The organism is Pseudomonas sp. GW821-FHT09A09 (genome assembly GCF_059418405.1).
Map to the genome: position 1 here is coordinate 1 of NZ_JBWKPU010000055.1, position 20,463 is coordinate 20,463.

At 59.1% G+C, this 20,463-nt stretch carries 18 protein-coding genes; 8 read left to right on the top strand and 10 right to left on the bottom strand.

What is annotated here, in order from left to right:
* Both AC07OV_RS28920 and AC07OV_RS28925 read left to right on the top strand, forming a co-directional pair.
* Nucleotides 1-2,136, top strand: a 2,136-nt coding sequence (locus AC07OV_RS28920; RefSeq protein WP_495093507.1) for an RHS repeat-associated core domain-containing protein, incomplete at its 5' end; no start/stop codon positions are given.
* 1 nt (nt 2,137) lies between these two features.
* On the top strand, nt 2,138-2,521 hold the full coding sequence (locus AC07OV_RS28925; RefSeq protein WP_495093508.1) for a hypothetical protein: 384 nt from the start codon (nt 2,138-2,140) through the stop codon (nt 2,519-2,521).
* Nucleotides 2,522-2,524: 3 nt separating this feature from the next.
* Here the strand turns inward: AC07OV_RS28925 and AC07OV_RS28930 are convergent, their stop codons facing one another.
* A complete protein-coding gene (locus tag AC07OV_RS28930) occupies nt 2,525-2,962 on the bottom strand; it encodes a DUF3995 domain-containing protein (protein ID WP_495093509.1) in 438 nt (145 codons plus the stop codon).
* 93 nt (nt 2,963-3,055) lie between these two features.
* Between AC07OV_RS28930 and AC07OV_RS28935 the strand changes: the two genes are divergently transcribed.
* Together AC07OV_RS28935 and AC07OV_RS28940 are read left to right on the top strand one after the other, a co-directional pair.
* Entirely contained in the window at nt 3,056-3,445 is a 390-nt protein-coding gene (locus tag AC07OV_RS28935) for a DUF2946 domain-containing protein (RefSeq protein ID WP_494997970.1), read from the top strand.
* 95 nt (nt 3,446-3,540) lie between these two features.
* Nucleotides 3,541-5,667: a TonB-dependent receptor gene (locus AC07OV_RS28940; protein WP_494997969.1), complete on the top strand. Its 2,127-nt coding sequence runs from the start codon at nt 3,541-3,543 to the stop codon at nt 5,665-5,667.
* 141 nt (nt 5,668-5,808) lie between these two features.
* Here the strand turns inward: AC07OV_RS28940 and AC07OV_RS28945 are convergent, their stop codons facing one another.
* Nucleotides 5,809-6,825: an ABC transporter substrate-binding protein gene (locus AC07OV_RS28945; RefSeq protein ID WP_495093510.1), complete on the bottom strand. Its 1,017-nt coding sequence runs from the start codon at nt 6,823-6,825 to the stop codon at nt 5,809-5,811.
* Between the two features lie 132 nt (nt 6,826-6,957).
* Complete coding sequence (locus tag AC07OV_RS28950; protein ID WP_174244875.1) at nt 6,958-7,407, bottom strand: hypothetical protein; 450 nt, start codon at nt 7,405-7,407, stop codon at nt 6,958-6,960.
* Between the two features lie 415 nt (nt 7,408-7,822).
* Here AC07OV_RS28950 and AC07OV_RS28955 point away from each other — a divergent pair, with 415 nt between their 5' ends.
* The 3 genes from AC07OV_RS28955 to AC07OV_RS28965 all read left to right on the top strand — a co-directional run bounded on the left by AC07OV_RS28955 (nt 7,823) and on the right by AC07OV_RS28965 (nt 8,747).
* Complete coding sequence (locus tag AC07OV_RS28955; protein WP_176999056.1) at nt 7,823-8,098, top strand: hypothetical protein; 276 nt, start codon at nt 7,823-7,825, stop codon at nt 8,096-8,098.
* A 110-nt stretch (nt 8,099-8,208) separates the two neighbouring features.
* Nucleotides 8,209-8,439, top strand: a complete 231-nt coding sequence (locus AC07OV_RS28960) for a hypothetical protein (RefSeq protein WP_176999055.1) — start codon at nt 8,209-8,211, stop codon at nt 8,437-8,439.
* A gap of 71 nt (nt 8,440-8,510) precedes the next feature.
* A complete protein-coding gene (locus AC07OV_RS28965; protein ID WP_494997967.1) occupies nt 8,511-8,747 on the top strand; it encodes a DUF2789 domain-containing protein in 237 nt (78 codons plus the stop codon).
* 6 nt (nt 8,748-8,753) lie between these two features.
* Here the strand turns inward: AC07OV_RS28965 and AC07OV_RS28970 are convergent, their stop codons facing one another.
* The 3 genes from AC07OV_RS28970 to AC07OV_RS28980 all read right to left on the bottom strand — a co-directional run bounded on the left by AC07OV_RS28970 (nt 8,754) and on the right by AC07OV_RS28980 (nt 11,254).
* On the bottom strand, nt 8,754-8,957 hold the full coding sequence (locus AC07OV_RS28970) for a hypothetical protein (protein ID WP_176999053.1): 204 nt from the start codon (nt 8,955-8,957) through the stop codon (nt 8,754-8,756).
* Between the two features lie 115 nt (nt 8,958-9,072).
* Nucleotides 9,073-10,755 (bottom strand): methyl-accepting chemotaxis protein, encoded by a 1,683-nt coding sequence (locus AC07OV_RS28975; RefSeq protein WP_495093511.1) that lies wholly within the window; start codon nt 10,753-10,755, stop codon nt 9,073-9,075.
* 94 nt (nt 10,756-10,849) lie between these two features.
* A complete protein-coding gene (locus tag AC07OV_RS28980) occupies nt 10,850-11,254 on the bottom strand; it encodes a TraR/DksA family transcriptional regulator (RefSeq protein ID WP_010564800.1) in 405 nt (134 codons plus the stop codon).
* A gap of 373 nt (nt 11,255-11,627) precedes the next feature.
* Between AC07OV_RS28980 and AC07OV_RS28985 the strand changes: the two genes are divergently transcribed.
* Complete coding sequence (locus AC07OV_RS28985; protein WP_495093512.1) at nt 11,628-16,379, top strand: dermonecrotic toxin domain-containing protein; 4,752 nt, start codon at nt 11,628-11,630, stop codon at nt 16,377-16,379.
* Between the two features lie 169 nt (nt 16,380-16,548).
* Here AC07OV_RS28985 and AC07OV_RS28990 read toward each other — a convergent pair whose 3' ends face one another.
* The 4 genes from AC07OV_RS28990 to AC07OV_RS29005 all read right to left on the bottom strand — a co-directional run bounded on the left by AC07OV_RS28990 (nt 16,549) and on the right by AC07OV_RS29005 (nt 20,378).
* Nucleotides 16,549-17,571, bottom strand: coding sequence for an ABC transporter permease (locus AC07OV_RS28990; RefSeq protein ID WP_026083090.1), 1,023 nt, complete (start codon nt 17,569-17,571; stop codon nt 16,549-16,551).
* A gap of 25 nt (nt 17,572-17,596) precedes the next feature.
* On the bottom strand, nt 17,597-19,150 hold the full coding sequence (locus AC07OV_RS28995) for a sugar ABC transporter ATP-binding protein (RefSeq protein WP_176999050.1): 1,554 nt from the start codon (nt 19,148-19,150) through the stop codon (nt 17,597-17,599).
* A 64-nt stretch (nt 19,151-19,214) separates the two neighbouring features.
* On the bottom strand, nt 19,215-20,144 hold the full coding sequence (locus AC07OV_RS29000; protein ID WP_176999049.1) for a sugar ABC transporter substrate-binding protein: 930 nt from the start codon (nt 20,142-20,144) through the stop codon (nt 19,215-19,217).
* Between the two features lie 48 nt (nt 20,145-20,192).
* Complete coding sequence (locus tag AC07OV_RS29005; RefSeq protein WP_176999048.1) at nt 20,193-20,378, bottom strand: hypothetical protein; 186 nt, start codon at nt 20,376-20,378, stop codon at nt 20,193-20,195.
* Between the last annotated feature and the right edge of the window lie 85 nt (nt 20,379-20,463).

The window sequence follows — 20,463 nt, forward strand, 5'->3', positions numbered from 1 at the left end:
GAAGATGAACATGGCGCGCTGACCGAGTATCAGTGGGACAGCGTGGGGCGGTTGGTTCGGGTGGTGTTGCCGGGGGGTGCTTTTAGGGAATACAGCTACAACCCTTACGGAAAAATCACATCTGAGCGGGATGAGTTAGGCCGCGTTACCCGCTACGAGTATGCGGATGGGTTGCACCTGATCAGCCGTCGTATTAATTCCGACGGCACCCAGGTCAAGTATCGCTACGACAATGCGCGGTTATTGCTGACTGAGATCGGAAATGAAGTCGGTGAGACCTATGGATTGCAGTACCACCCCAATGGCCTGATCCAGCAGGAGATAGGGTTTGATGGCCAACGCACGGCTTACGTCTACGACCTTAATGGCAACCTGCAGGAAAAGACCGAACACGGCGACGACGGCAGTCAGTTGGTTACCCGCTACGAGCGCGACCACGCCGGACGCCTTGTACGAAAAACCCTCCCTGACGGCAAAACCGTCGACTACACCTACGACCGCCAGGGCAACCTCCTAGGTGTAGAGGACGGTCACTGGGCTTTAGCCTACGAGTACGACAGCCAAAACCGCCTCACCGCCGAACACCAGGGCTGGGGCACCTTGCGCTACGGCTACGACGCCTGCGGCCAGTTGCAAAACCTGCGCCTACCCGACAACAACCGCGTTGTTTTTAATCATGCCAAGGGCGGCCACCTCGCCACCGTCGAACTCAATGGCGAAGTCCTCACCTCCCACCTGTTCAGCGCCGGCCAGGAACACCAACGCCAACAAGGCCAACTGCTCAGCCACTACCACTACGACGACCAACAACGCCTGCATGCCCACACCGTCACCCAGCAGGAACACCACCTCTACGCACGCCACTACACCTACGACAAATCCGGCAACCTCACCCGCCTGCTCGACACCCGCAAGGGCCAGCACGACTACACCTACGACCCACTGAACCGCCTCACCCGCGCCGACCACTCCCAGGATTTGCAAGAACGCTTCGCCCACGACCCGGCGGGCAACCTGCTCATGCAAAACCGCCCGGGCCCGGACATCGTCGCGGGTAATCGGCTGATGATCCAAGGGGACCGGCATTACGACTATGACGCTTTTGGAAACTTGATCCGTCAGCGGCGTGGGCGTGGGCACTCGCTGATCACCGAGTACCGTTACGACTGCCAGCATCGATTGATTGGTATCACGCAACCCAACGGGCAGACAGCCAGCTACCGCTATGACCCGTTTGGACGGCGGATCAGCAAAACAGTTGGTGCAATAACGACCGAGTTCTTTTGGCAAGGCGACAAGCTGATTGCCGAGCATCACAAGGACCGGCACCGCAGCTATCTCTACGAACCCGGTAGCTTCAGACCACTGGCTTTACTGGAAGGCTTCGGCCCCAAACAAACCAAGCCCTTCCACTACCAACTCGATCACCTGGGCACACCGCAGGAACTCACCGCCCCCAACGGCGAAATCGTCTGGTCCGCCCACTACCGCGCCTACGGCGAAATCAGCCGTCTCGACGCTGGAAAAATCCACAACCCACTGCGCTTTCAAGGCCAGTACTTCGATCAGGAAAGCGGGCTGCACTACAACCGACATCGCTACTACAATCCGGATATTGGTCGTTACCTGACGCCGGACCCGGTGAAGCTGGCGGGTGGGATCAATGCGTACCAGTACGTGCCCAATCCCACGGGGTGGGTGGATCCACTAGGGTTGAGTACATGTCCAGGTGGAGATAAATGCAAGCCGACCACCGCAGTTAAAAGCCCAGAAACGGGCGCGACGATCACTGGGGGCGAACCACTCAGCCCCACCTCTTCAAACGTCCCGCCAAAAATGGGATATCACAAGGAAAGTTACGCCAACAAACCAGTCAAAGCGGAAGAAGCCACCCAGAAGTGGAATGAATTCCTAGGACCTGAGCCTCACACTAATATCCACCCACGGACTGGCAACGCCGATCACGACCGGATAGTTTCTAGTGACGCCAAAAGAAGTATTCGTTATGGATCTCACGAGATGAACAGCAAGCCGAACAAGCATCACTACCATGAGGAGACATGGACTCTTGAGCTTAATACCAACACTATGAATGTGGATAACATTGTTGTAAGAGTCCCACTACAGAAGAAGTAAAATGAAGATACGAATAACTGCAACAACATCTGCTGAAGACGAATTACTTGTGGGCTTCCAGTCATCCGCTGGAAGTGGCACTGCTTTATGGGTTGGTCCCGCCCCCAAAATCGGCGATGAACTGGATGTAGAACTCGACCTAGAGGAAGTCTTCTCATTGGGGAAAAACCTCATGCCCTCATCCCGAAAGACTCCCTCCATCACGGTCGAAAACAAAGCCACATACATAACCGCTGAACTTATCCAAGATGAAGACGGCGAGTACACCGCGCTAAAATTCAGCGATTCAATAATCCTTATCGAGCTTGACGAACCACTCACTCAAAAAGTCGGTTTTGTTGACGTAACGGTATCCAGAATCCGCCTCTACCCAACCAACATCTGAGCCTCACCCCCACGCCACCACTAACAACCCCACCCCCAACACCAAACACAACGGCGAATAAAAATACGTATCCAACTTCGCAAACCTGGACCCACTCACCTTCTTGAAAAAACCCACCAACTCCGAATCCCCGATCGCCCTGGCAAACATGATCACGGCTATCGCGCTGATTCCCCATTGCAACGCGCCATGGGACACCGCCGAGAAATACAGCCCGGCGCGCAGGCAAACCAGCAGCGCTATCGCCACCAGCCCCATCGCCACCAGAAAGGTGCCCAACGCCGAAGGCTTGAACGCTGGCCGTGGCCCTCGGGCGAATTCGCCGGGCAACTGGGGGATGGCGGCCAGGCTACCGAGTTTGCCGCCTGCGGCCCAATACAGGTGCACCATGCTGATGCAGGTGAAAATCCCGACGATCCATCGTGCGACGACAAAGCTCATGGCTGGCTCTCCCTGAAAACGTGCGAATGAGGATAGTCGGCCTGAGATTTTTTGTAGGCATTTCGTCGGCCGCTGATGGTAAAGTGCCGCCCCATGAAAATCGCCCGTGCCGACCGCTCGCTCATTGCCTGGATGCTCTATTGCTGCGTCCTGTTCAATGTGTTCGCGTGCAGTATTGGTCATGGGCAGATGCTGGGGATGCAGCTCAATGGCATCGGCGGGCAGTTCTGTACGGTGGACCCGCGTACCCAGGCGCCGGCACAGAAGAACTCGACCGATGAGAACCTGCCGACGCTGTCGAAGGCGTTCGGTTGCCCGCTGTGTTCATCGGGTGGCATGGGCCCGGCGCTCAATACCAGCCTCAATGTGGCGGTGTTGCCACAACCCCACGCGCCACCGCCTGCGGTGGTTGTGGCTGCCGACATCCCTGCCCGCTTCACCTGGCCCACGGCTCACCCGCGCGCGCCGCCTGTTTTTGCCTGACACCTTCGCTTTCTGATCAGCACTGACCACCGCTCCCGTCGGGGATTACGGCCGGCTGTGCGTTGTTTTCAAGCCAAGTTTTTCAGGATTCAACCATGAAACATCTTCCCCTGTTGGCGGGCCTGTTCGGCTGCCTGCCTGTCTGCGCCTTGGCCATCGAGTTGGCCCCCACGACCATTGATGGCGATCAAGCCACCGAACCCGGCCTGACCCTGGATCAATCCAGCGGCATGGCGTCTCGCCTCGGATTGAGCGTGCGGGAAACCCCAGCATCGGTGGCGATCGCCAATCGAAATGACATCGAGCGCCATGGCGCCAAGACCTTCCGCGATGCGGCCAACACCCTGCCTGGCGTCAACGCGAGTGCACCGCCGGGGTTTGGCGGGTTCGTGTCGTACCGTGGCTTTACCAGCAGCCAGATCACCCAAATGTTCAACGGCATCAACGTCGCGACTGGCCTGGCACGGCCGGTGGATGCGTGGATCTACGACCGCGTCGAGCTGGTGGGCGGCCCCTCCTCGCTGATCAACGGCGCCGGCTCTGTGGGCGGCTCGCTGAACTACGTGACCAAACTGGCCACCCGTGAAGAGCAAGCTGCCGAGGGCCAACTCACCTATGGCAGCTACGACACGGCCGGCATGGCCTTTGGCGTCAATCATGCCCTGACCGAACCGGGTGCCGAGGTGCAGCACTACGCGCGCCTGGATGTAAGCCGCAACACCAACCACAGCTACATTGATCGCGATCAGCGGGATGCCTGGAGCGTGGCGTTTTCCCTGCTCAGTGACTTGACCCCCGACCTGTCCCACACCCTGGCCCTGGAATACCAGGATGAGCACGAAGACAGCCCCTACTGGGGCACACCAGTACTCAACCCCAAGGCCGGCGAGCTGAAGATCGACCGGCATAACCGCTTCAACAACTACAACGTCGCCGATGGCCGTTACGAACAACGCACGATCTGGGCGCGTTCGATCATCGACTACCGGATCAACGACAGCACCACCTTGAAGAACACCCTGTATCACCTGGACAGCCAGCGCGACTACCGCAACCTGGAAACCTACCAGTACAACGCCGACAACAGCGCGGTGAACCGCTCCACCGCCTACCAAGTGCGCCATCAGGGTGAGCAAAACGGCAACCAGTTCGAGCTGCGTCACGACGACAGCCTGTTCGGGCTGTCGACCACATGGTCCGGTGGCTTTGAATACAAGGTCAACAGCACCACCAACAACCCGCTCAACGTACCGGGCAACAGCACGGTGGACCCGAACAATTACAACCCGGGGCACTTCTATGACATCCCGGGCACCAAGCCGGGCTTTGTCAGCGACAAGACCAACGAGGTCACCACCCGTGCGCTGTTCGTGGAAAATCGCCTGGGCCTGACCGATAAACTCTCCCTGCTCACCGGCCTGCGCTACGACGCCATCGACCTGGATGTGACCAATCACCGAACCGTAACCGCAACCAACCCACGGCACTTCACCCGCAGTTGGGAACCGGTAACCGGCCGCGTGGGCCTGACCTACCAATTCATCCCGACGGCCAATGTGTATGTGCAATACAGCACCGCCGCCGAACAGCCGAACACCACCACGCAAGTGTTCGACGTCTCGACGGGAAAACAGTGGGAAGTGGGCAGCAAGTTCGACTACCTGGACGGTCGTGGGTCGGCCACCGTTGCCGCCTACAAGATTGAGCGAAAGGACTTTGCTGTTACCGACCCACTGGACCCGACCAACAGCATTCCGGTGGGCGCGCAATCGTCCAAGGGCATTGAGTTGGCCAGCTCGCTGCGCATCACCCCGAGGCTATTGGCCGAAGGCAACTTCGCCTGGGTCGACGCCGAATACGATGACTTCAACGAAAAAATTGCCAGCGGCGCCGTGGTCTCGCGCAAAGGAAATACGCCGACCAATGTGCCCAAGCAGGTGGGCAACCTGTGGCTGACTTATGACTTTGCCGAGGACTGGCAAGGGGGGGTGGATGCGCGGTATGTGGCGCAAGTGTATGCAGACAATGCCAACACCCAGACGGTGCCGGCCTACACATTGTTCGGGACATTCCTGCGCTACAAGGTGGACTCGCACACTTCGGTGACCGGGCGCGTGCGCAACTTGACCAACGAGGTGTATGCCGAGTTTGCCCATGTGTCGCCGGCGTATTACCTGGGGTCGCCGAGGACCTTTGAATTGGCCGTGCAAACCAAGTTCTAAAACGCACCACCCGGTCAATGTGGGAGCCGGGCTTGCCCGCGATGGCGGTATGTCAGGTAACAAATTTGTTGCCTGACTCACCGCCATCGCAGGCAAGCCAGCTCCCACAGTTGGAGCTCCACTGGGTGGTAATACCTGCAATTACTTCAAACTTGCTTCCACCTTCTGCGCCACATCCTCAGTCAACCACGCCTTCCACACCTCGGGATGCTCCTTGAGAAACACCTGGGCAACATCCCGCGGCGGCGTGTGATTTTCGCTCATCGCCGCCAACGCTTTATTCAACGGTTCAATCGGAAACTGGACCTTGGTAAAAAACTCGGCGATCTGCGGATGTTCCTTCTGGAACGGCGTCGACACACCAATGCTCAGCTTGGACGCCAACGAACGCGTCGGCCTCGGGTTGGGGTTGTCTGCATCGGTGAGCGTCTTCCAGGCATCGGCATCAAACGGTGGTTCTTCCAGCTGGATCAGCTTGAAGCGGCCCATCAGGGGAGTCGGTGACCAGTAGTAGAACAGCACCGGCTTGCCACGACGAATCGACGAGGCGATTTCGGCATCCAGGGCTGCGCCCGAACCGCTGCGAAAATTCACATAGCTGTCGTCCAGGCCATAGGCCTTGAGCTTCTGGGCGTTGACCACTTCCGAAGTCCAGCCGATGGGGCTGTTGAGAAAGCGCCCTTTGCCAGGGGACTCGGGGTCCTTGAACACGTCCTTGTAGCGCGCCAGGTCCTGCACGCGCTTGAGGTCGGGCGCCAGGGGCTTGAGACCTTTGGCAGGGTCACCCTTGACCACGTACTCCGGCACCCACCAACCTTCGGTCGCGCCTTTGACCGTATCGCCCAGGCCCACCACCTTGCCTTCGGCTTCGGCCTTGATCCACACGGGGCTGCGGCCAGCCCACTCTTCGCCGATCACCTGGATGTCATTCTTGGCGAGGGCGGTTTCCAGGGTGATGGTGGTGCCGGGCAAGGTATCGGTGGGCAGGTCATAGCCCTTCTCCACGATAAACCTCAGCACCTCAGTGATGAGGCTGCCGCTTTCCCAGTTCAGGTCGGCGAAATGCACCGGCGCCTCGGCAGCGGTCACAGGCGACGCAGCCATCGACAGGCCCAGTGTGGTCAGCGATGCAGCCAACAGCGTTCTCAATCCTTTCATGCCTTTGCACCTCGCGATGTCGCAGCCAATAGCGGATGGCTTTGCTGCCTATGCGCGAAGCCTCTGAATAGTTAAGTCAACTCAACTGTAGTAGAGGTTCCGGGAGAGAACGGTACACGCGGTGTTTATGGACTACTCGCTGGCCTTGAAGGTCACCAGCTCGCCCTTGCGCCACTTGGCGGCCTTGCCGGTCACGGCCTTGAGGGTCTTGGTCAGCCCTTCCTGCAATTGTTCGTTGGCGGCGAATACCAGCATCACACTGTGGCCTTCCTTGAACACGATGCCCTGCCCTTCGGCAGAGGACACAAAGGCGTAATCGCCCAGGCCATACACGGTCAACTTGATATCGCGGAACTTCAGTTCGAACTTGCCACCTTCGCGACTGGGCAATACCGCCGCACGAAAGTGATCGCCTACCTTGAGTTCCAGGCGTGGCTTGTCATCCACGACCATCGCTGTTTCGGTATCGATCTCAGCGATATAGATGCCTTCCGGCGTCTGTTCAGTGATGTAAACAAAACGTGATTGGAACTGCTTGACCAACTTTGCGCGCAAATCACCCAGCACGAATAACGCGTGCATATCCAGATTACTGACTGCCAAGGAAACGCCCCCACATCGAAAAGAGCGCTGACCGCCTGAGCGGGCAGCACAAAAAAAGGCCGTTACGGCTCGATCACACAACGCATTTGTAAAAAAAGCTGAAGTAGAGCCTGCTGCTGCGCCGTAAGACTAGTACAGACGTACGCGATGGACCCTTTGCAAGGTCATCCGGCACCACAGGAGATCACAGGTTCAACGACCAGAGAACACGGGTCGGCCAACTTCAGAGAATAACCCAATTAAAAATGCAGTTTTCCGACAGCCTAAACAAATGTAACGATCTGGCTTGGAACTCGACCAAGGCTGCCGCCAACAATACTAAAACAGCAACACGGGTCAAAACCACCCGAAACGCTGCTGGTGGGTCAACAAGATCGATCAACGGGAGCTGGCCATGCAACACCCTCGACACGATACACTCTATTCCACTACTCGTTCATCTTGCCAGGACGAGAGCCCATATTACCGCCTGCACGGCCATGACGGGTATCCGGATTCAGTCCTTTACCAAGTCATTCCTGCCGGCAGGAATTTTTTCCATATCCGTGAAGTCACCAGTGGCCGGGTCAAAGGCTTTCGCAGCAATCACGACAAAGCCTGTGAACTGGCCAAAAAGCTTGAAGCGATCCTGCACGCCCCTTACGGCGCAGTCGTTTCATCAGCTGGGTGAGTTTACTGCGCCCTCGCCCGCCAACAACTGCCATACTGGCCCGTCCATTGAAGTTTGTCCCTAGCGGGTCAAGTTTCATCAGTGCAGTTACCTTGAAGGGAAGGCTATACGTGACGGAATTTGATATTGGCGAATTTTTCATCCATGGCGATGCCAGGGAAGTAGACGGTGAGTTTCAGGCAGTCATTATCATGCGCGCCAAACCACCGCTGACCACGGTCACCACGCACCAGGTCGAAAAAGATCGCTGGTTCAAAACCGTCGACGCTGCGGCCATCGCGGCCAAGGAAGCCGCAAAGGCGTTGAAGGCTGCGGTGGATTGCGGCGCACTCAATTCCTGATAATCCGATAGAACTCTGAAGCGCGGCAGGCCTCCCATGCACAACGACCATCACCTTGCAGGGAGATCGATATGGACGCGCCACTACCCACGCTGGAAACACTGTTCGAACAACTGGGCCTGGACTCTACGCCCGAGGCGATTGACGCCTTCATTGTCGCGCACCCGCTGCCTGAAGACGTGAAGTTGATCGACGCGCCCTTCTGGACGCCCCAGCAAGCGCAGTTCCTGAAGGAGGAGCTGCGTGAAGACGCCGAATGGGCGATTGCCGTGGACGAGTTGAACCAGCGCCTGCATCAACCGCAATAAGGCTGCTCAATGCAGGCTGTCTGACTGTTCCAGGCGCAACAGCGCTTGCCAGGCAGCCTGGCATTCCTGCGCTTCTTCACGGCTGGCGAACGCCGTGCCGCGCTGCTCCCCGTTCAGCAGCACTACCCAGCAAGCTTTCTGACCCAGCGCACGCAAGGTTTCAGGCACACCACTGCCGATCATCACGGCGACATCGACTTTGTTTTGCATGGCGCTTCTCCGCAGCATTAGTTAGCTGGCTAACAATGTTCGCCATGCTACGGTTTTCTGCCAGTAGGAAAAAGCTATCCCCGGAATAGCTGCGTTGCATAAACAGCAACAATCACTAGCCCGTGGCCTTCGCCCCCTCCGGTTTATAGCCCAGACGCAACCCACCCCAATGGCGGCCCTTGACCATGATCGGCACGGACAAGTCGTGCATCAGCTCCCCGGTATCACGGGTGTAAGTCTGCAACAACACCGCCTGTTGATGGCTGCCACAACGAATGCCAGTACGGTCCTCGAACTTGCGTTTGGTGCGGTTCTGCACGGAGTCGACCTGCGCATCGCCGGTCAGGGCGTGAGAAAACGCTTTGTTATGGGTCGGTACATAGCCTTGGGGCGTGCAGGCAATTGCAAATACCAGCCCCTCATGACGGGGCAGCAAGGCTTCCTGGATCGCCGGCAAGACCTGGTCGGTATAACCGTCAAAACGCGAGTGGTATTTGGTGGGGCTGGTATTGGGAATGGCGGTGTAGCTGCGATCGAACAAGTCTTCCAGGCTGATGCGGCTTTGCTGCACATCGGCCTCGAACTGCTCGGCAATACGATTGGCACCTTCGCGGGCCAAGTCGTAGATCCGCTGGTGATAGTCATCCAGGCCAACTTCGGCCAGGCGCTCGCTGATGGTCTCGGCCTGCCCTTCCATTTGCACGGCGGCGTCGGCGAGCTGACGGGTTTGCTGGTCGCTGACGGTAAGGTCGCTGCGCATCTGCTCCACGGCGTGGAACAGGCTGTCGAGCTGGGTGCGGTTGGTATCGGCGCCCTCGGCGATCGCATTGACCTGCCCTTCCACGTCCGCCGCCAGGCTGGCGATGCTCTCGAGTTGCCCGCCAGCATGCTCCACCTGTTCGACGCCAGCGTGCAGGTCTGCCGAGAGTTGGCGAATCTGCTCCACCACCTGGGCCGTGCGTTGCTGGATATCGGCGACCATCACCCCGACTTCATCGGTGGCGGTGGCGGTGCGCCCGGCCAGGCCGCGCACTTCATCAGCCACCACGGCAAACCCGCGCCCATGCTCGCCAGCCCGCGCGGCTTCAATGGCGGCGTTCAGCGCCAACAGGTTGGTCTGGCTGGCGATGGACTGAATCACCAGGGTAACCCGCTGGATTTCTTCGCTGCGCTGGCTCAGGGCTTCGATCAGCTCGCGGCTCGCGTTCGCGCGCTGACTGAGCTGGTGCATGCGGGTGATCGATTGGGCCAACACTTCGCGGCCTTCGGTGCTGCGCTGATGGGCCTGGCTGGCTGCGCCCAGCGCTTGACGGCTAAGTTCAGAGGTGACCTTTTCGGTGCCGATCATCACCTCGGCGCTGCTGACAATTTGCTTGGCGGCGCTCAACTGCGACTGCAAGCGTGCAGCCAGTTGCTTGACCGAATAGGCCACGCCGGCAGCGGACAATGCGTTATGACTTGTTGTGTAGGAAAGATCGCGGGTTAGGTCGCCAATCGCATCGGCGCCTTCAGAAGGAGCGATCACCGGCGTACGACTTTTAAGGCGAGGCAGCCAGATCACCAGCAAGGCCAGTGGCAGGCACAGGTATATCGGCAAGCTGGCAAACGCCAGGCTAAGCAGCACGAGCACCAGGGCAGCGCTTTGCAAGAACGGCGTCAGCCAGCCGGGCAGCGTGCGCGCCACCGAATGCGGTGGCACTGCTGCGCCCATCAGAGATCCGTCTCCAGCCATCGTTGTTACCCCACTGCTTGTCGTTATTGTGTCTGCATTAAACGCCACTATCGGGCCATTATCCATGGGCCTTTAGTGGGGTGGCTTGCAGCAGATCAATAGACGGGGCGTAACAGGTGTTTCTCGGGGCACCGACGGCTCGGCCCCCCGTTTCACCGCATCAGGCTTGACGCTGGTGCTTGTCGATCTGCTCGTGGCGCTCTTGCGCTTCGATGCAGTACTTGGTGGTCGGGCTGATCAGCAGGCGCTTGAGGCCGATAGGCTCGCCGCTGTCATCACACCAGCCAAAGGAATCTTCCTTGATGCGCTCCAGCGCGCGTTCAAGTTGCGGCAGCATGCGCTGGTCGCGATCAATGGCGTTCACCAGCCAGGTGCGCTCTTCTTCAACGGAAGCGGCGTCGGCCGGGTCAGCCGGGGTGTCCAGGCTTTCAATGGCGATACGGTTCTGCTCAATGCGCTCGTGGTGTTCCACTTTCATGTCTTGCAGCAACTGCTCGAAAAAAGCGTGCTGTTCGGCATTCATGTAGTCATCCGCCGGCATGGCCAGCAACTTTTCCTTTGTCATTGATTTCTCTATAAAAAATACGTGCATTAAGGCGAATAAGGGAGCGTTCCGGCCGACCTCTGCAGGTCTCGGAAGGGCGCCGTCCATTCCAAGCGCCACCCGGCACTCAATTTACGAGGGGCGGCAGTCTAAGGCCGACTTGAGGGCGCAGCAACTGAAAAGACAGGCAATTTTTCCCAAACAACCCCCAAAAGCACCAGGACGGGCTCGGCGAATGGTCATCGGAGTGCGTTTATAGCAAGAAATTCAGGGTTGTGGAGCTATATGAAAGACGAATGGTTGATTTAGGGCCCAGCAATAGCTACCGCCAGGCCGAGGGCCAATGGGCATTAGCTAAGGCCTGTTTCCATTATCGACCCGAAAAGGCCCCGTTATGCCCCTCAGTTCTCCCCCATCGCCTGCCGGTGAACCTCTCAGCGGCGCGGTCAACGCGCAGTTCGCCTCCCGCCCGACACTGGCTGCAGTCACTCAGCATTTGCTGGCGACATTCATCGCCCAAGCCTATCCCACGCTCAACATCGACCTGAACCACACTCAATTGCTCATCCCCACGTCCCGGGGTGGATGGGCCCGGCAGTCACTCATGGCGCTGACGCTCGATTATCTCGCCAACGGCAAGGCGCCGGACTTCAGCGACCGCCACGGTCGTCCTTGCCACCTCAGCGACGAACCGACCACGCCCTTGCGGGCCAATGATCAGCCTCTGGACATGAAGCTGATCCAGGCACTGATCGAATCTCTCCCCCAGACCCTGCCGACCGCCCTGCAAAATGCCCTCGCCGCTTACTGGAACAGCCCAGGCGACGCTGGCGTAACGCGCTGGCACTGGTTCAGCGAGGCGCTCAGAGACACCTTGCGCATGACGCTCATCCAAAAGAATGACCTAATGCCCGAGGAGCGCGAGATGCTCGATCAACTGGTTGAATGCCCCGACCACGACCAGCGCATTGCACGCTTTGGTGATGCCGCCGTCCATGCTTACTTTCCGATGGCGACGTTCACCGCTGGCAAGCGGGCTCAGCAACGCCTGGGTGCGGACTTGATACTGATACCGGTTTATAAAGGCCAGCCGCATATTTTAAGGTGCTCCGTGGCGGGCGGTTACGAGCGTGACTACACCATGGATTCGGCGCTATCGGACTGGGCCGCGCCCCTGGAACGGGACGCCGCATTCGAACGTATCACCACCCAACGCTTCGAGGCAGACGGTCACCTGTTTGATGCGCAAACGGCCATCATCCTCAATCGCCAACTGCAACAGTTGCAGGGGCTGAGATTGGGCACGCCATTCGGGCTACAGGCGTTGCAGGCTGTGTATTGGCAGATCACCGACCCGGTGGCGAGCTTTGACAACGCCGCGCTCTACAGCTCTCGCACACTGACCACGTTGCGCCGCGACCTGCCTGAATGGCTGAGCCGGGCCACCCCTGGCGAGCGCATGCAATACCGGCATTACAGCCTGAAACTGGCCAGCGCGAAAAAGCGCAGCGAGGGCGAGACGTTTCTCAGCGATATACCGGATATCCGTACCTACACCCAAACCGCCTTGCTCAATCAACTGCTCAAGGATGAAGCCCGCCTGGGCACTGCCCACTCCGGGCCGGAACACGCCGCGCAATGGGATCCCGATGACCTGCAACTGACCTTTCATGTGGCTGCCGGCTACCCAGGCGGCGCGGGCTACGTCGAAAAAATCCACATGAGCCTGACGGACCTGGCCATCAACAACCTGCAAAGCCAGCCACGGGGGCAACTCACCGTGGCCCATCGCAACAACCTGCCCCTGCCCGCCTGGCTCACGGCCGACTATATCAATGGCAGCGGTGGTCTGATCCAGCAGGTCAACATTGGCAAGAACTACCCTGAAATGCTCAAGGCCCATCTACTTGAGGGTAACGAAGCAGTACAGCAACGAGAACGTCGATTTGCCGAACAAACCGAAGCGCAACTCCCCTTGCTTGCACTGGAGTCGAGCCTCAGGCAAATCAATGGATTTACGGCACAGGGCGCCGCCTATGTCACCGCATTGGTGGCTCGTCAGGCAGATGAACGACGAGTAGACGGCCGCGCCGTCGTCATTCGCCAACTCGCCCTGATGCGCAAACCCGGCGCTTCGGCCGATGCGGTCACCAACATGTACATCATCGAAAGCGAAGCCGGCGAAACCGGGCCTCATATCCTGTATCGCCCGCTGTATACCGACATGCTGCTGCAGTTCAATAGCCGCGAACAGTTGATGAGCGCCATTGCCGCACCGGGCGAGCTGCAAACCAGCGTCCTGACCTGGCTGTCTGACGGTGCGCGGCCGATCTACGACAACGGTGGCTTTCAGCAGCCGCACTACGTCAGGTTTGGTGCCGGCAGCGAGTTCGACCTGCCCGAAATCCCAGTACCGGCTACGCTTGCCGCGAACGGTATCAATGATGAGCTGTTGCAGTTTTTAGCCAATGGCCAGCTGATGCAGTACCTGTACGGCGCTAATGCGCGAGCGTTGGTCGATCAGGCTGAACGTGAGTCCGTGTCCAATGCCGAGAGTCGCTGGCAAGTGCTCCTCGAGGGTGCCGGGCTGCTGTTCAGTACGTTGCTGCTACCGCTGGCGCGTGGGCCGCTGATGCTGACCGGCTGGTTGTTGAGCCTGGCAGGCAGCGCCAGCCGGGACATCCCGGCACTCAACAGTGCAGACGCCGAGACGCGAGAACTCGCATGGGCAGACCTGCTGCTGAACGTCGGCCTGCTGATGTTCGAACTGGCACCGACACTCGTGTCACCCAAACGCAGTTCGTCGGACGCCCACACATGGCAGATCCTGCGTTCGCCGCTGGAACGGCGCGTACCGGAACAATGGCCGCCGCTTCCGGCCCCGGTTATTGAACATGGCACCGTCCTGTTGGGCGGCGGTAGCTCGGGGTTGGAAAGCTGTGTGTTCGACTTCAGCTTTGCCAGCGCGCGCCAGCGGCTGACAGCCGACCAGCAGCAGCGTCTTTCACTGCTCCAGGCGCCCAAACCCGAAGTGCTACCTGACCCCGTGGCGAGCGGGCCGCATCGCGGCCTCTACCACCACCTACGGGATTGGTACGCACTCATTGACTCGCGCTGGTATCAGGTTCGCCGGGAAACCGATGGCGTGGTGATCGTCGATCCTTTCAATACCCGACGCGAAGGCCCTTACCTTAAATCAGACGGCCAGGGTAACTGGTCGATCGACTTGCAGTTGCGCCTACGTGGCGGCATGCCCCCCAAGCGCATTGCGGCCGAACGCGAACGCAAAGCCTTGCGCAAGCAGCAACTGGGCGAAGAACAGACACGGTTCACCAACAGCCCTCAAGTCATGCAACAAGGTCGCCTGGTGAGCCTCAAAAGCCCGCAACAATTGCTGCAAGAAAAGGTAGACATGGCGCAAATGCTGATGGAAAAAGCCGCCACCGACCCCAAGTACAGCGACCAGGCCCGCGCCAACACACGCAAGAATTTCGACAATGCCCTCCATGAACAAATGAATGTTTTCATGGGGTTTCTCGACAGCCGTAAGGAACGTAGCGAACTGGGGATTGCGATGCCCGCCAACGTCGCCGCCATCTTTCTGGAAAACACTGTGAACAATGCGCGCAAGTCGGTGGTGGTCGCCGACATGGATCGCCAGGCGCTGTACGCCGAAAACCCAGACTTGAAAGCGCCCTACGAGCAGGCGCTGCCGGCAATTCTTCTGAACCCGCCGCGCTACGCGCAGTTTCTAAAGGATATAAGCCTGATCAATGAGCGCCAGATTAACGCTCTGGAAATCAAGGATCGCTCCTTGCTGGAGCTATTCAACCTTGGCAAGCCCGGCCCAGAGACCTACAACCGCCTGACAGAAGGGCGTCCGGATGAAATCAGCGCCCTCGCCCTCAAATACTCGCAATTACAGAACTTCAAATACCTGAGCAAAAAGAACTGGCGCGACGGTTTGTTCCACAACGAGCTGGATCTGATCCTCGCCCCACTGGGCCGACACCTACGCACCCATAGCGAACTCAATACCCTCAACCTCGGCCCTGCCGACCGAATCGCCGTACTGGACAGCCTCTTCCAACATTACGCCCCCGCAGTGGATGCCTTGCAGGGCCTCACCATCGTGCACGCCGAGAGCCTGGACATGGCCCATTTCCAGCCTTTGCAGGCACTGGTGAACTCGCTGTATCAAGACGTCATGCAACAGTTGGCCGCCGAGGTCAAGCCATTGCCCGAAACGGCGAAGCGCCCGCCCAAGCGCGCACTGAGCGCTCCCGATAGAATCCAGAAAAAAGTGATCAAGACCCGCAGGCAAGGCATTTTGATCGGCAACATGAAGCCCGCCGACAACGTCTTACCTATCGATACGGTGGAGGTTCGTTCCGAGCAAACAGACCAGTTGTTGGCCACTTACTCGGAGCACGAAAGTGGTTGGGATGAGGTCGAGTTCCAGCATCGGCCCTCCGCGTCGGGGTCGCAGCCGAAAACCCGCGCGCTCAGTATCGTCAAGGGGGAGGCACGCCAGCGTCTAAACGCCTTGGAGCCGACAATCAAACGCCAGGAACGCTATGCGCAGATGTCGCGGTTCCCGATCGAAATACAGGAGAGCCTGGATGTCGAAGCATCGCGTTACGCAGAGCTGGCCAATGAGCTGGATCGCGCCATTTCAGCCCAGCCCAAAGAAGAGCAGGCCAGCGCCGACCTAAACCTGGTCAGCCAATTACGCAACGCGGTGGATACCTTGAAGGGCAAAGGCCGCGCTCTGCGCATTGAGCGCACCCTTGCCCTTGTGCCGACCGACAGCCATGTGGCCTACCTGCTTGAGCAGGATCAGGTCCAGTTGGCCAGCCTCGGGTCGCGCATTCCGCTGCGAGGGGAACGCTGCGACTTTATCCAGGAATATGCCATCAACGACAAACGTGGATCCCCGTTGTGGTACGCGCACTTTCATTACCCGCAGAAGGAAACCCCCAAGCTTGAGTACACCGTGGCCCATATCAAGACCAAAGCACAGCGTACCGAGAGCTATTACTCGCTGCTAAGCAAGGCACAAAACCCGCAAAACGTGGTGGATGTGCATCGAGGGAGCATCAGCCGAGGGCTGGCTGAACGATGGTTCCTCCCGCTGGCGCCTTGAATCCCCCGCGGCGCACCTGAAGCAGTAGTGAGCAGGCTTGCCCTGCGCCAGGCGCACCACCTATCCCAACCCAACCACCGTGTTCCATCTATTGATATTCGGAGCCCGGTTGGGGACCGCGTTGCGGCTGGCGCGGGGCAAGCCCGCTCACTACAGGACCTGAGTGTGATCAGCGTTTGAGTTTGCGCTTGTTACGGTATTGGTCGATCACCACCGCGATGACGATGATCAGGCCCTTGATGATGTCCTGGATGTACGCATCCACGCCGACAAAGGTAAACCCGCTGGCCATCACCCCGAGGATCAGCGCGCCGATCACGGTGCCGGTGATGCGCCCTACCCCGCCCGCCAGGCTGGTGCCGCCGATCACGGCCGCCGCAATCGCGTCCAGCTCATAGGACATGCCCATGCCCGCCTGCCCGGTCGCGGCACGTGCCGAGGCCACCACACCGGCCAAACCTGCCAAGAGGCCTGCGATGCTGTACACGATGATCAAATGGCGCTTGACGTTGATACCCGAAGTCCGCGCCGCCTGCATGTTGCCGCCGATGGCGTAGGTGTATTTGCCGTACTTGGTGTAGCGCAAGGCAATGTGGAAGATCACCGCCACCACCAGGAAGATGATCACCGGCATCGCGCCATGGCCGATGGCCGTGTACGAGTCCGAGAGCATGCTCACCGGCTGGCCTTCGGTGTAGTAACGCGCCAGGCCACGGGCCGACACCATCATGCCGAGGGTTGCAATAAAAGGTGGAATCCCCGTGACGGCAATGATGCTGCCGTTGATTGCCCCGGCCAACAGCCCCACACCCAATCCCATCGCCACCGGTATCCACACCGGCAAGTCAGTCAGGCTGGGGAACACCGCCCGGGAAAAGTCCGAGGTCTGCGCCAGGCTCGCGGCGATCATCGCCGACAGCGCCAGCACTGAGCCCGAGGACAGGTCGATCCCGGTGGTGATGATCACTTGCGTCACACCGATGGCCAGCAGGCCGATGATCGACACCTGCAGGATCATCAGCACCAGGCGCTGGGAGTTCATCAAAAAGCTCTGGTCGCGCACGATCCAGCCGAACAGTTCAAACACCAGGCCGATGCCGATCAGCACCAGGAAAATGCTCAGTTCGGTCGGCATGCGTCGACGGTGCTTGACCGGTGCCGTGGCGGGCTTGTTGTCTGTTATTGCGTTCATAGCCAATCACCTTCTTATTCTGTAGTCAGTGGACTGCGGTCATACCGGAAGCCAACTGCATGACTTTTTCCTGGGTCGCTTCGCTGCGGTCCAGGGTGCCCATCAGGTCGCCCTCGTGCATCACCATCACCCGGTCGCTCATGCCCAACACTTCGGGCAGCTCGGAGGAAATCATGATCACTGCCATGCCTTCACTGGCGAGGAAGGAAATCAAACGGTAGATCTCAGCCTTGGCGCCCACGTCGATACCACGAGTAGGTTCATCGAGGATCAGCAGGCGCGGGTTGGTCATCAGCCAGCGCGCCAGCAGGGCCTTCTGCTGGTTGCCGCCCGACAGCGTGTCGATGCACTGCTCAAGCGACGGCGTCTTCACCCGCAGCTTCTTGCACATGTCTTCGCACAAAGCGCGCAGGGCTTTCTGCTGGATAAAACCGTTGCCGGTGTAGTGCGGCAGCACCGCCATTTCCATGTTCTCCAGCACCGACAGGCACGGGAACAGGCCGCTGAGCTTGCGGTCCTCGGTCAATAGCGCGAAGCCCTTCTCGATGGCCATGTGCGGATCGGTGATGCGCACCGGCTTGCCGTCCAGGGTGATCTGCCCGCCAGAGCTTGGGGTGATGCCAAAAATGGTTTCCGCCACGTTGGTACGGCCCGAGCCCATCAACCCGGCGATGCCAAGGATTTCACCGGCATGCAGGTCGAACGACACGTCCTTGAACACGCCATCCAGGCGCAGGTCACGCACCGACAACAGCAGGTCGCCAATCGGCGTCTCACGCACAGGGAACAGCTGGCTCAGTTCACGGCCGACCATCATCGAGATCAGACTGTCACTGTTCATGCTGTCGGCGCGTTGCAGGCCGATGTAATGGCCGTCACGGAACACCGCCACTTCATCGGCGATGGCGAACACTTCGTTCATTTTATGGGTGATGTAGACGATGCCTTTGCCCTGGGACTTGAGGTCGGCAATGATCGAAAACAGGTGGGCCACTTCCTTTTCGGTAATAGCCGAGGTCGGCTCATCCATGATCAGGATGTCGGAGTCGTAGGACACGGCCTTGGCAATCTCGACCATCTGCCGTTCGGCGATGCTCAGGTTACCCACGTGCTCCTCGGGGTCCAGGTTGATGCGCAGGCGTGCCAGCAATTCGGCGGTGCAGCGGTGCATTTCACGGTGGTTGACCATGTGCAGGCTGTTGAGCTGCTCGCGGCCGATCCAGATGTTCTCGGCGATGCTCATGTGCGGCATCAGGTTGAGTTCCTGGTGGATCATCGCGATCCCGGCCTTCTGCGCTGCCAGGGGCGTTTCAAACACAATCGGCTTGCCGCGCAGGCGGATCTCGCCGGCGTCGGGCTGGTAGATGCCGGCGATGATCTTCATCAACGTCGACTTGCCCGCACCGTTCTCTCCCATCAGCGCCAGCACCGTGCCGGGACGCACCCGCAGTTGCACGTCGGCCAGGGCCACGACGCCGGGAAAGCCTTTGCTGATGTTGACGATTTCCAGCAGGTAGGGTTCTTCCAACGGCTGGGGCTGGATACCGGGAGGCTGCGAGACAGTCGCTTGAGCGAGCATAGAAGGTACTCCATCTGCGGGGCGACCGAGGCCGCCCCGCCGGCTTATTGTTGTTATGTCAGGGCTATTTGAAGTCTTTGACGTTGTCCGGGGTGATCAGCTGGAACGGGATCACCACGTTCTGCTCGATAGGCTCGTTCTTGGCCATCTTGCGCGCCGTCTCCACCGATTTGTCGGCCTGGCCCTTGGCGTCCTGGAAGGCCGACACGGTCATGTCGCCCTTGGTGATCGCGTTCAGGCCGTCTGGCGTGCCGTCGACACCGGCGATCAACACGCCCTTCTTGCCCGCCGACTTCAGGGCCATGGAGGCACCAATCGCCATCTCATCGTTGTTGGCCAGCACCGCCTGGAAGTCGCGCCCCTGGGTCAGCCAGTCGTTGACCAGGGTCATGCCCTTGTCACGCAGCCAGATGCCGGTCTGCTCCTGTTCCACCTTGATGCCCGGGTATTTGGTGAGCACTTCCTTCACACCCTTGGTACGGTTGGTGGTGGAGTTGTTCGCCAGGTCACCCAGCAGGATCACGATATTGCCCTTGCCACCGAGTTTTTCGGCGATGTACTGCATTTGCAGCTTGCCGGCCTCGACGTCGTCGGAGGTCACGGCCGCCACGCCTGGGGCCAGGGTCGGGCTGTCAGGACGGCGGTTGACGAACACCAGCGGGATTTTTGCCGCGGTAGCCGCCTTGATGATGTTGGCGGTCGATGCCGTGTCCACCGGGTTGACGATGATCGCGTCGACCTTCTGGCTGATGAAGTTCTCCACCTGGCTCAGTTGCTTGACCACGTCGGCGCGGGCGTCTTCGAACTGCAGTTGCACGCCGTCCCCCTTGGGATAGGACTTGGCTTGTTTGTCCATGTCTTCGCGCAGGTAGGTCAGGAAGGTGTCATCGAACGCGGACATGCTCACACCTATCTTGAGGTCGGCAGCCGAGGCAAAGCCGCTGGCAAGCAGCATGGACAGGGCCAGCGCGGTAAAACGGATCGGGGTCTTCATGAACGGTCTGTCTCCAATTTCTTGTTGGTTTTGTGGACGTTGCGTTTTTCAGAGCGGTACGGGCGAAGACGGCAGTCGAACCACCGGCGCACCTGGAATGCAGCACACCAGCGCGTCTTTGTTTTCGACGATCAGCACATTGAGAAAGGAGAAGTAGAACGGCCGGGCGCGGGGCAGGCCGCGTGGCGTGTGGGCAGGGCGTAAAACTCGCAGTACAGCGTTGAAGATTTTCATCTGACGGTACCTGGTTGTTTTTGATCTTGTTTTTGTTGAGCCGCCCGAATCGAGTCCGAACGTACTTTATGCAACCTGGAAAAGA

What these genes read in the sequence shown, in the direction of transcription:
- AC07OV_RS28925 (WP_495093508.1), top strand. Translation starts at nt 2,138, where the DNA reads ATGAAGATACGAATAACTGCAACAACATCTGCTGAAGACGAATTACTT.
- AC07OV_RS28930 (WP_495093509.1), bottom strand. Translation starts at nt 2,962, where the DNA reads ATGAGCTTTGTCGTCGCACGATGGATCGTCGGGATTTTCACCTGCATC.
- AC07OV_RS28935 (WP_494997970.1), top strand. Translation starts at nt 3,056, where the DNA reads ATGAAAATCGCCCGTGCCGACCGCTCGCTCATTGCCTGGATGCTCTAT.
- AC07OV_RS28940 (WP_494997969.1), top strand. Translation starts at nt 3,541, where the DNA reads ATGAAACATCTTCCCCTGTTGGCGGGCCTGTTCGGCTGCCTGCCTGTC.
- AC07OV_RS28945 (WP_495093510.1), bottom strand. Translation starts at nt 6,825, where the DNA reads ATGAAAGGATTGAGAACGCTGTTGGCTGCATCGCTGACCACACTGGGC.
- AC07OV_RS28950 (WP_174244875.1), bottom strand. Translation starts at nt 7,407, where the DNA reads ATGCACGCGTTATTCGTGCTGGGTGATTTGCGCGCAAAGTTGGTCAAG.
- AC07OV_RS28955 (WP_176999056.1), top strand. Translation starts at nt 7,823, where the DNA reads ATGCAACACCCTCGACACGATACACTCTATTCCACTACTCGTTCATCT.
- AC07OV_RS28965 (WP_494997967.1), top strand. Translation starts at nt 8,511, where the DNA reads ATGGACGCGCCACTACCCACGCTGGAAACACTGTTCGAACAACTGGGC.
- AC07OV_RS28970 (WP_176999053.1), bottom strand. Translation starts at nt 8,957, where the DNA reads ATGCAAAACAAAGTCGATGTCGCCGTGATGATCGGCAGTGGTGTGCCT.
- AC07OV_RS28975 (WP_495093511.1), bottom strand. Translation starts at nt 10,755, where the DNA reads ATGGATAATGGCCCGATAGTGGCGTTTAATGCAGACACAATAACGACA.
- AC07OV_RS28980 (WP_010564800.1), bottom strand. Translation starts at nt 11,254, where the DNA reads ATGACAAAGGAAAAGTTGCTGGCCATGCCGGCGGATGACTACATGAAT.
- AC07OV_RS28985 (WP_495093512.1), top strand. Translation starts at nt 11,628, where the DNA reads ATGCCCCTCAGTTCTCCCCCATCGCCTGCCGGTGAACCTCTCAGCGGC.
- AC07OV_RS28990 (WP_026083090.1), bottom strand. Translation starts at nt 17,571, where the DNA reads ATGAACGCAATAACAGACAACAAGCCCGCCACGGCACCGGTCAAGCAC.
- AC07OV_RS28995 (WP_176999050.1), bottom strand. Translation starts at nt 19,150, where the DNA reads ATGCTCGCTCAAGCGACTGTCTCGCAGCCTCCCGGTATCCAGCCCCAG.
- AC07OV_RS29000 (WP_176999049.1), bottom strand. Translation starts at nt 20,144, where the DNA reads ATGAAGACCCCGATCCGTTTTACCGCGCTGGCCCTGTCCATGCTGCTT.
- AC07OV_RS29005 (WP_176999048.1), bottom strand. Translation starts at nt 20,378, where the DNA reads ATGAAAATCTTCAACGCTGTACTGCGAGTTTTACGCCCTGCCCACACG.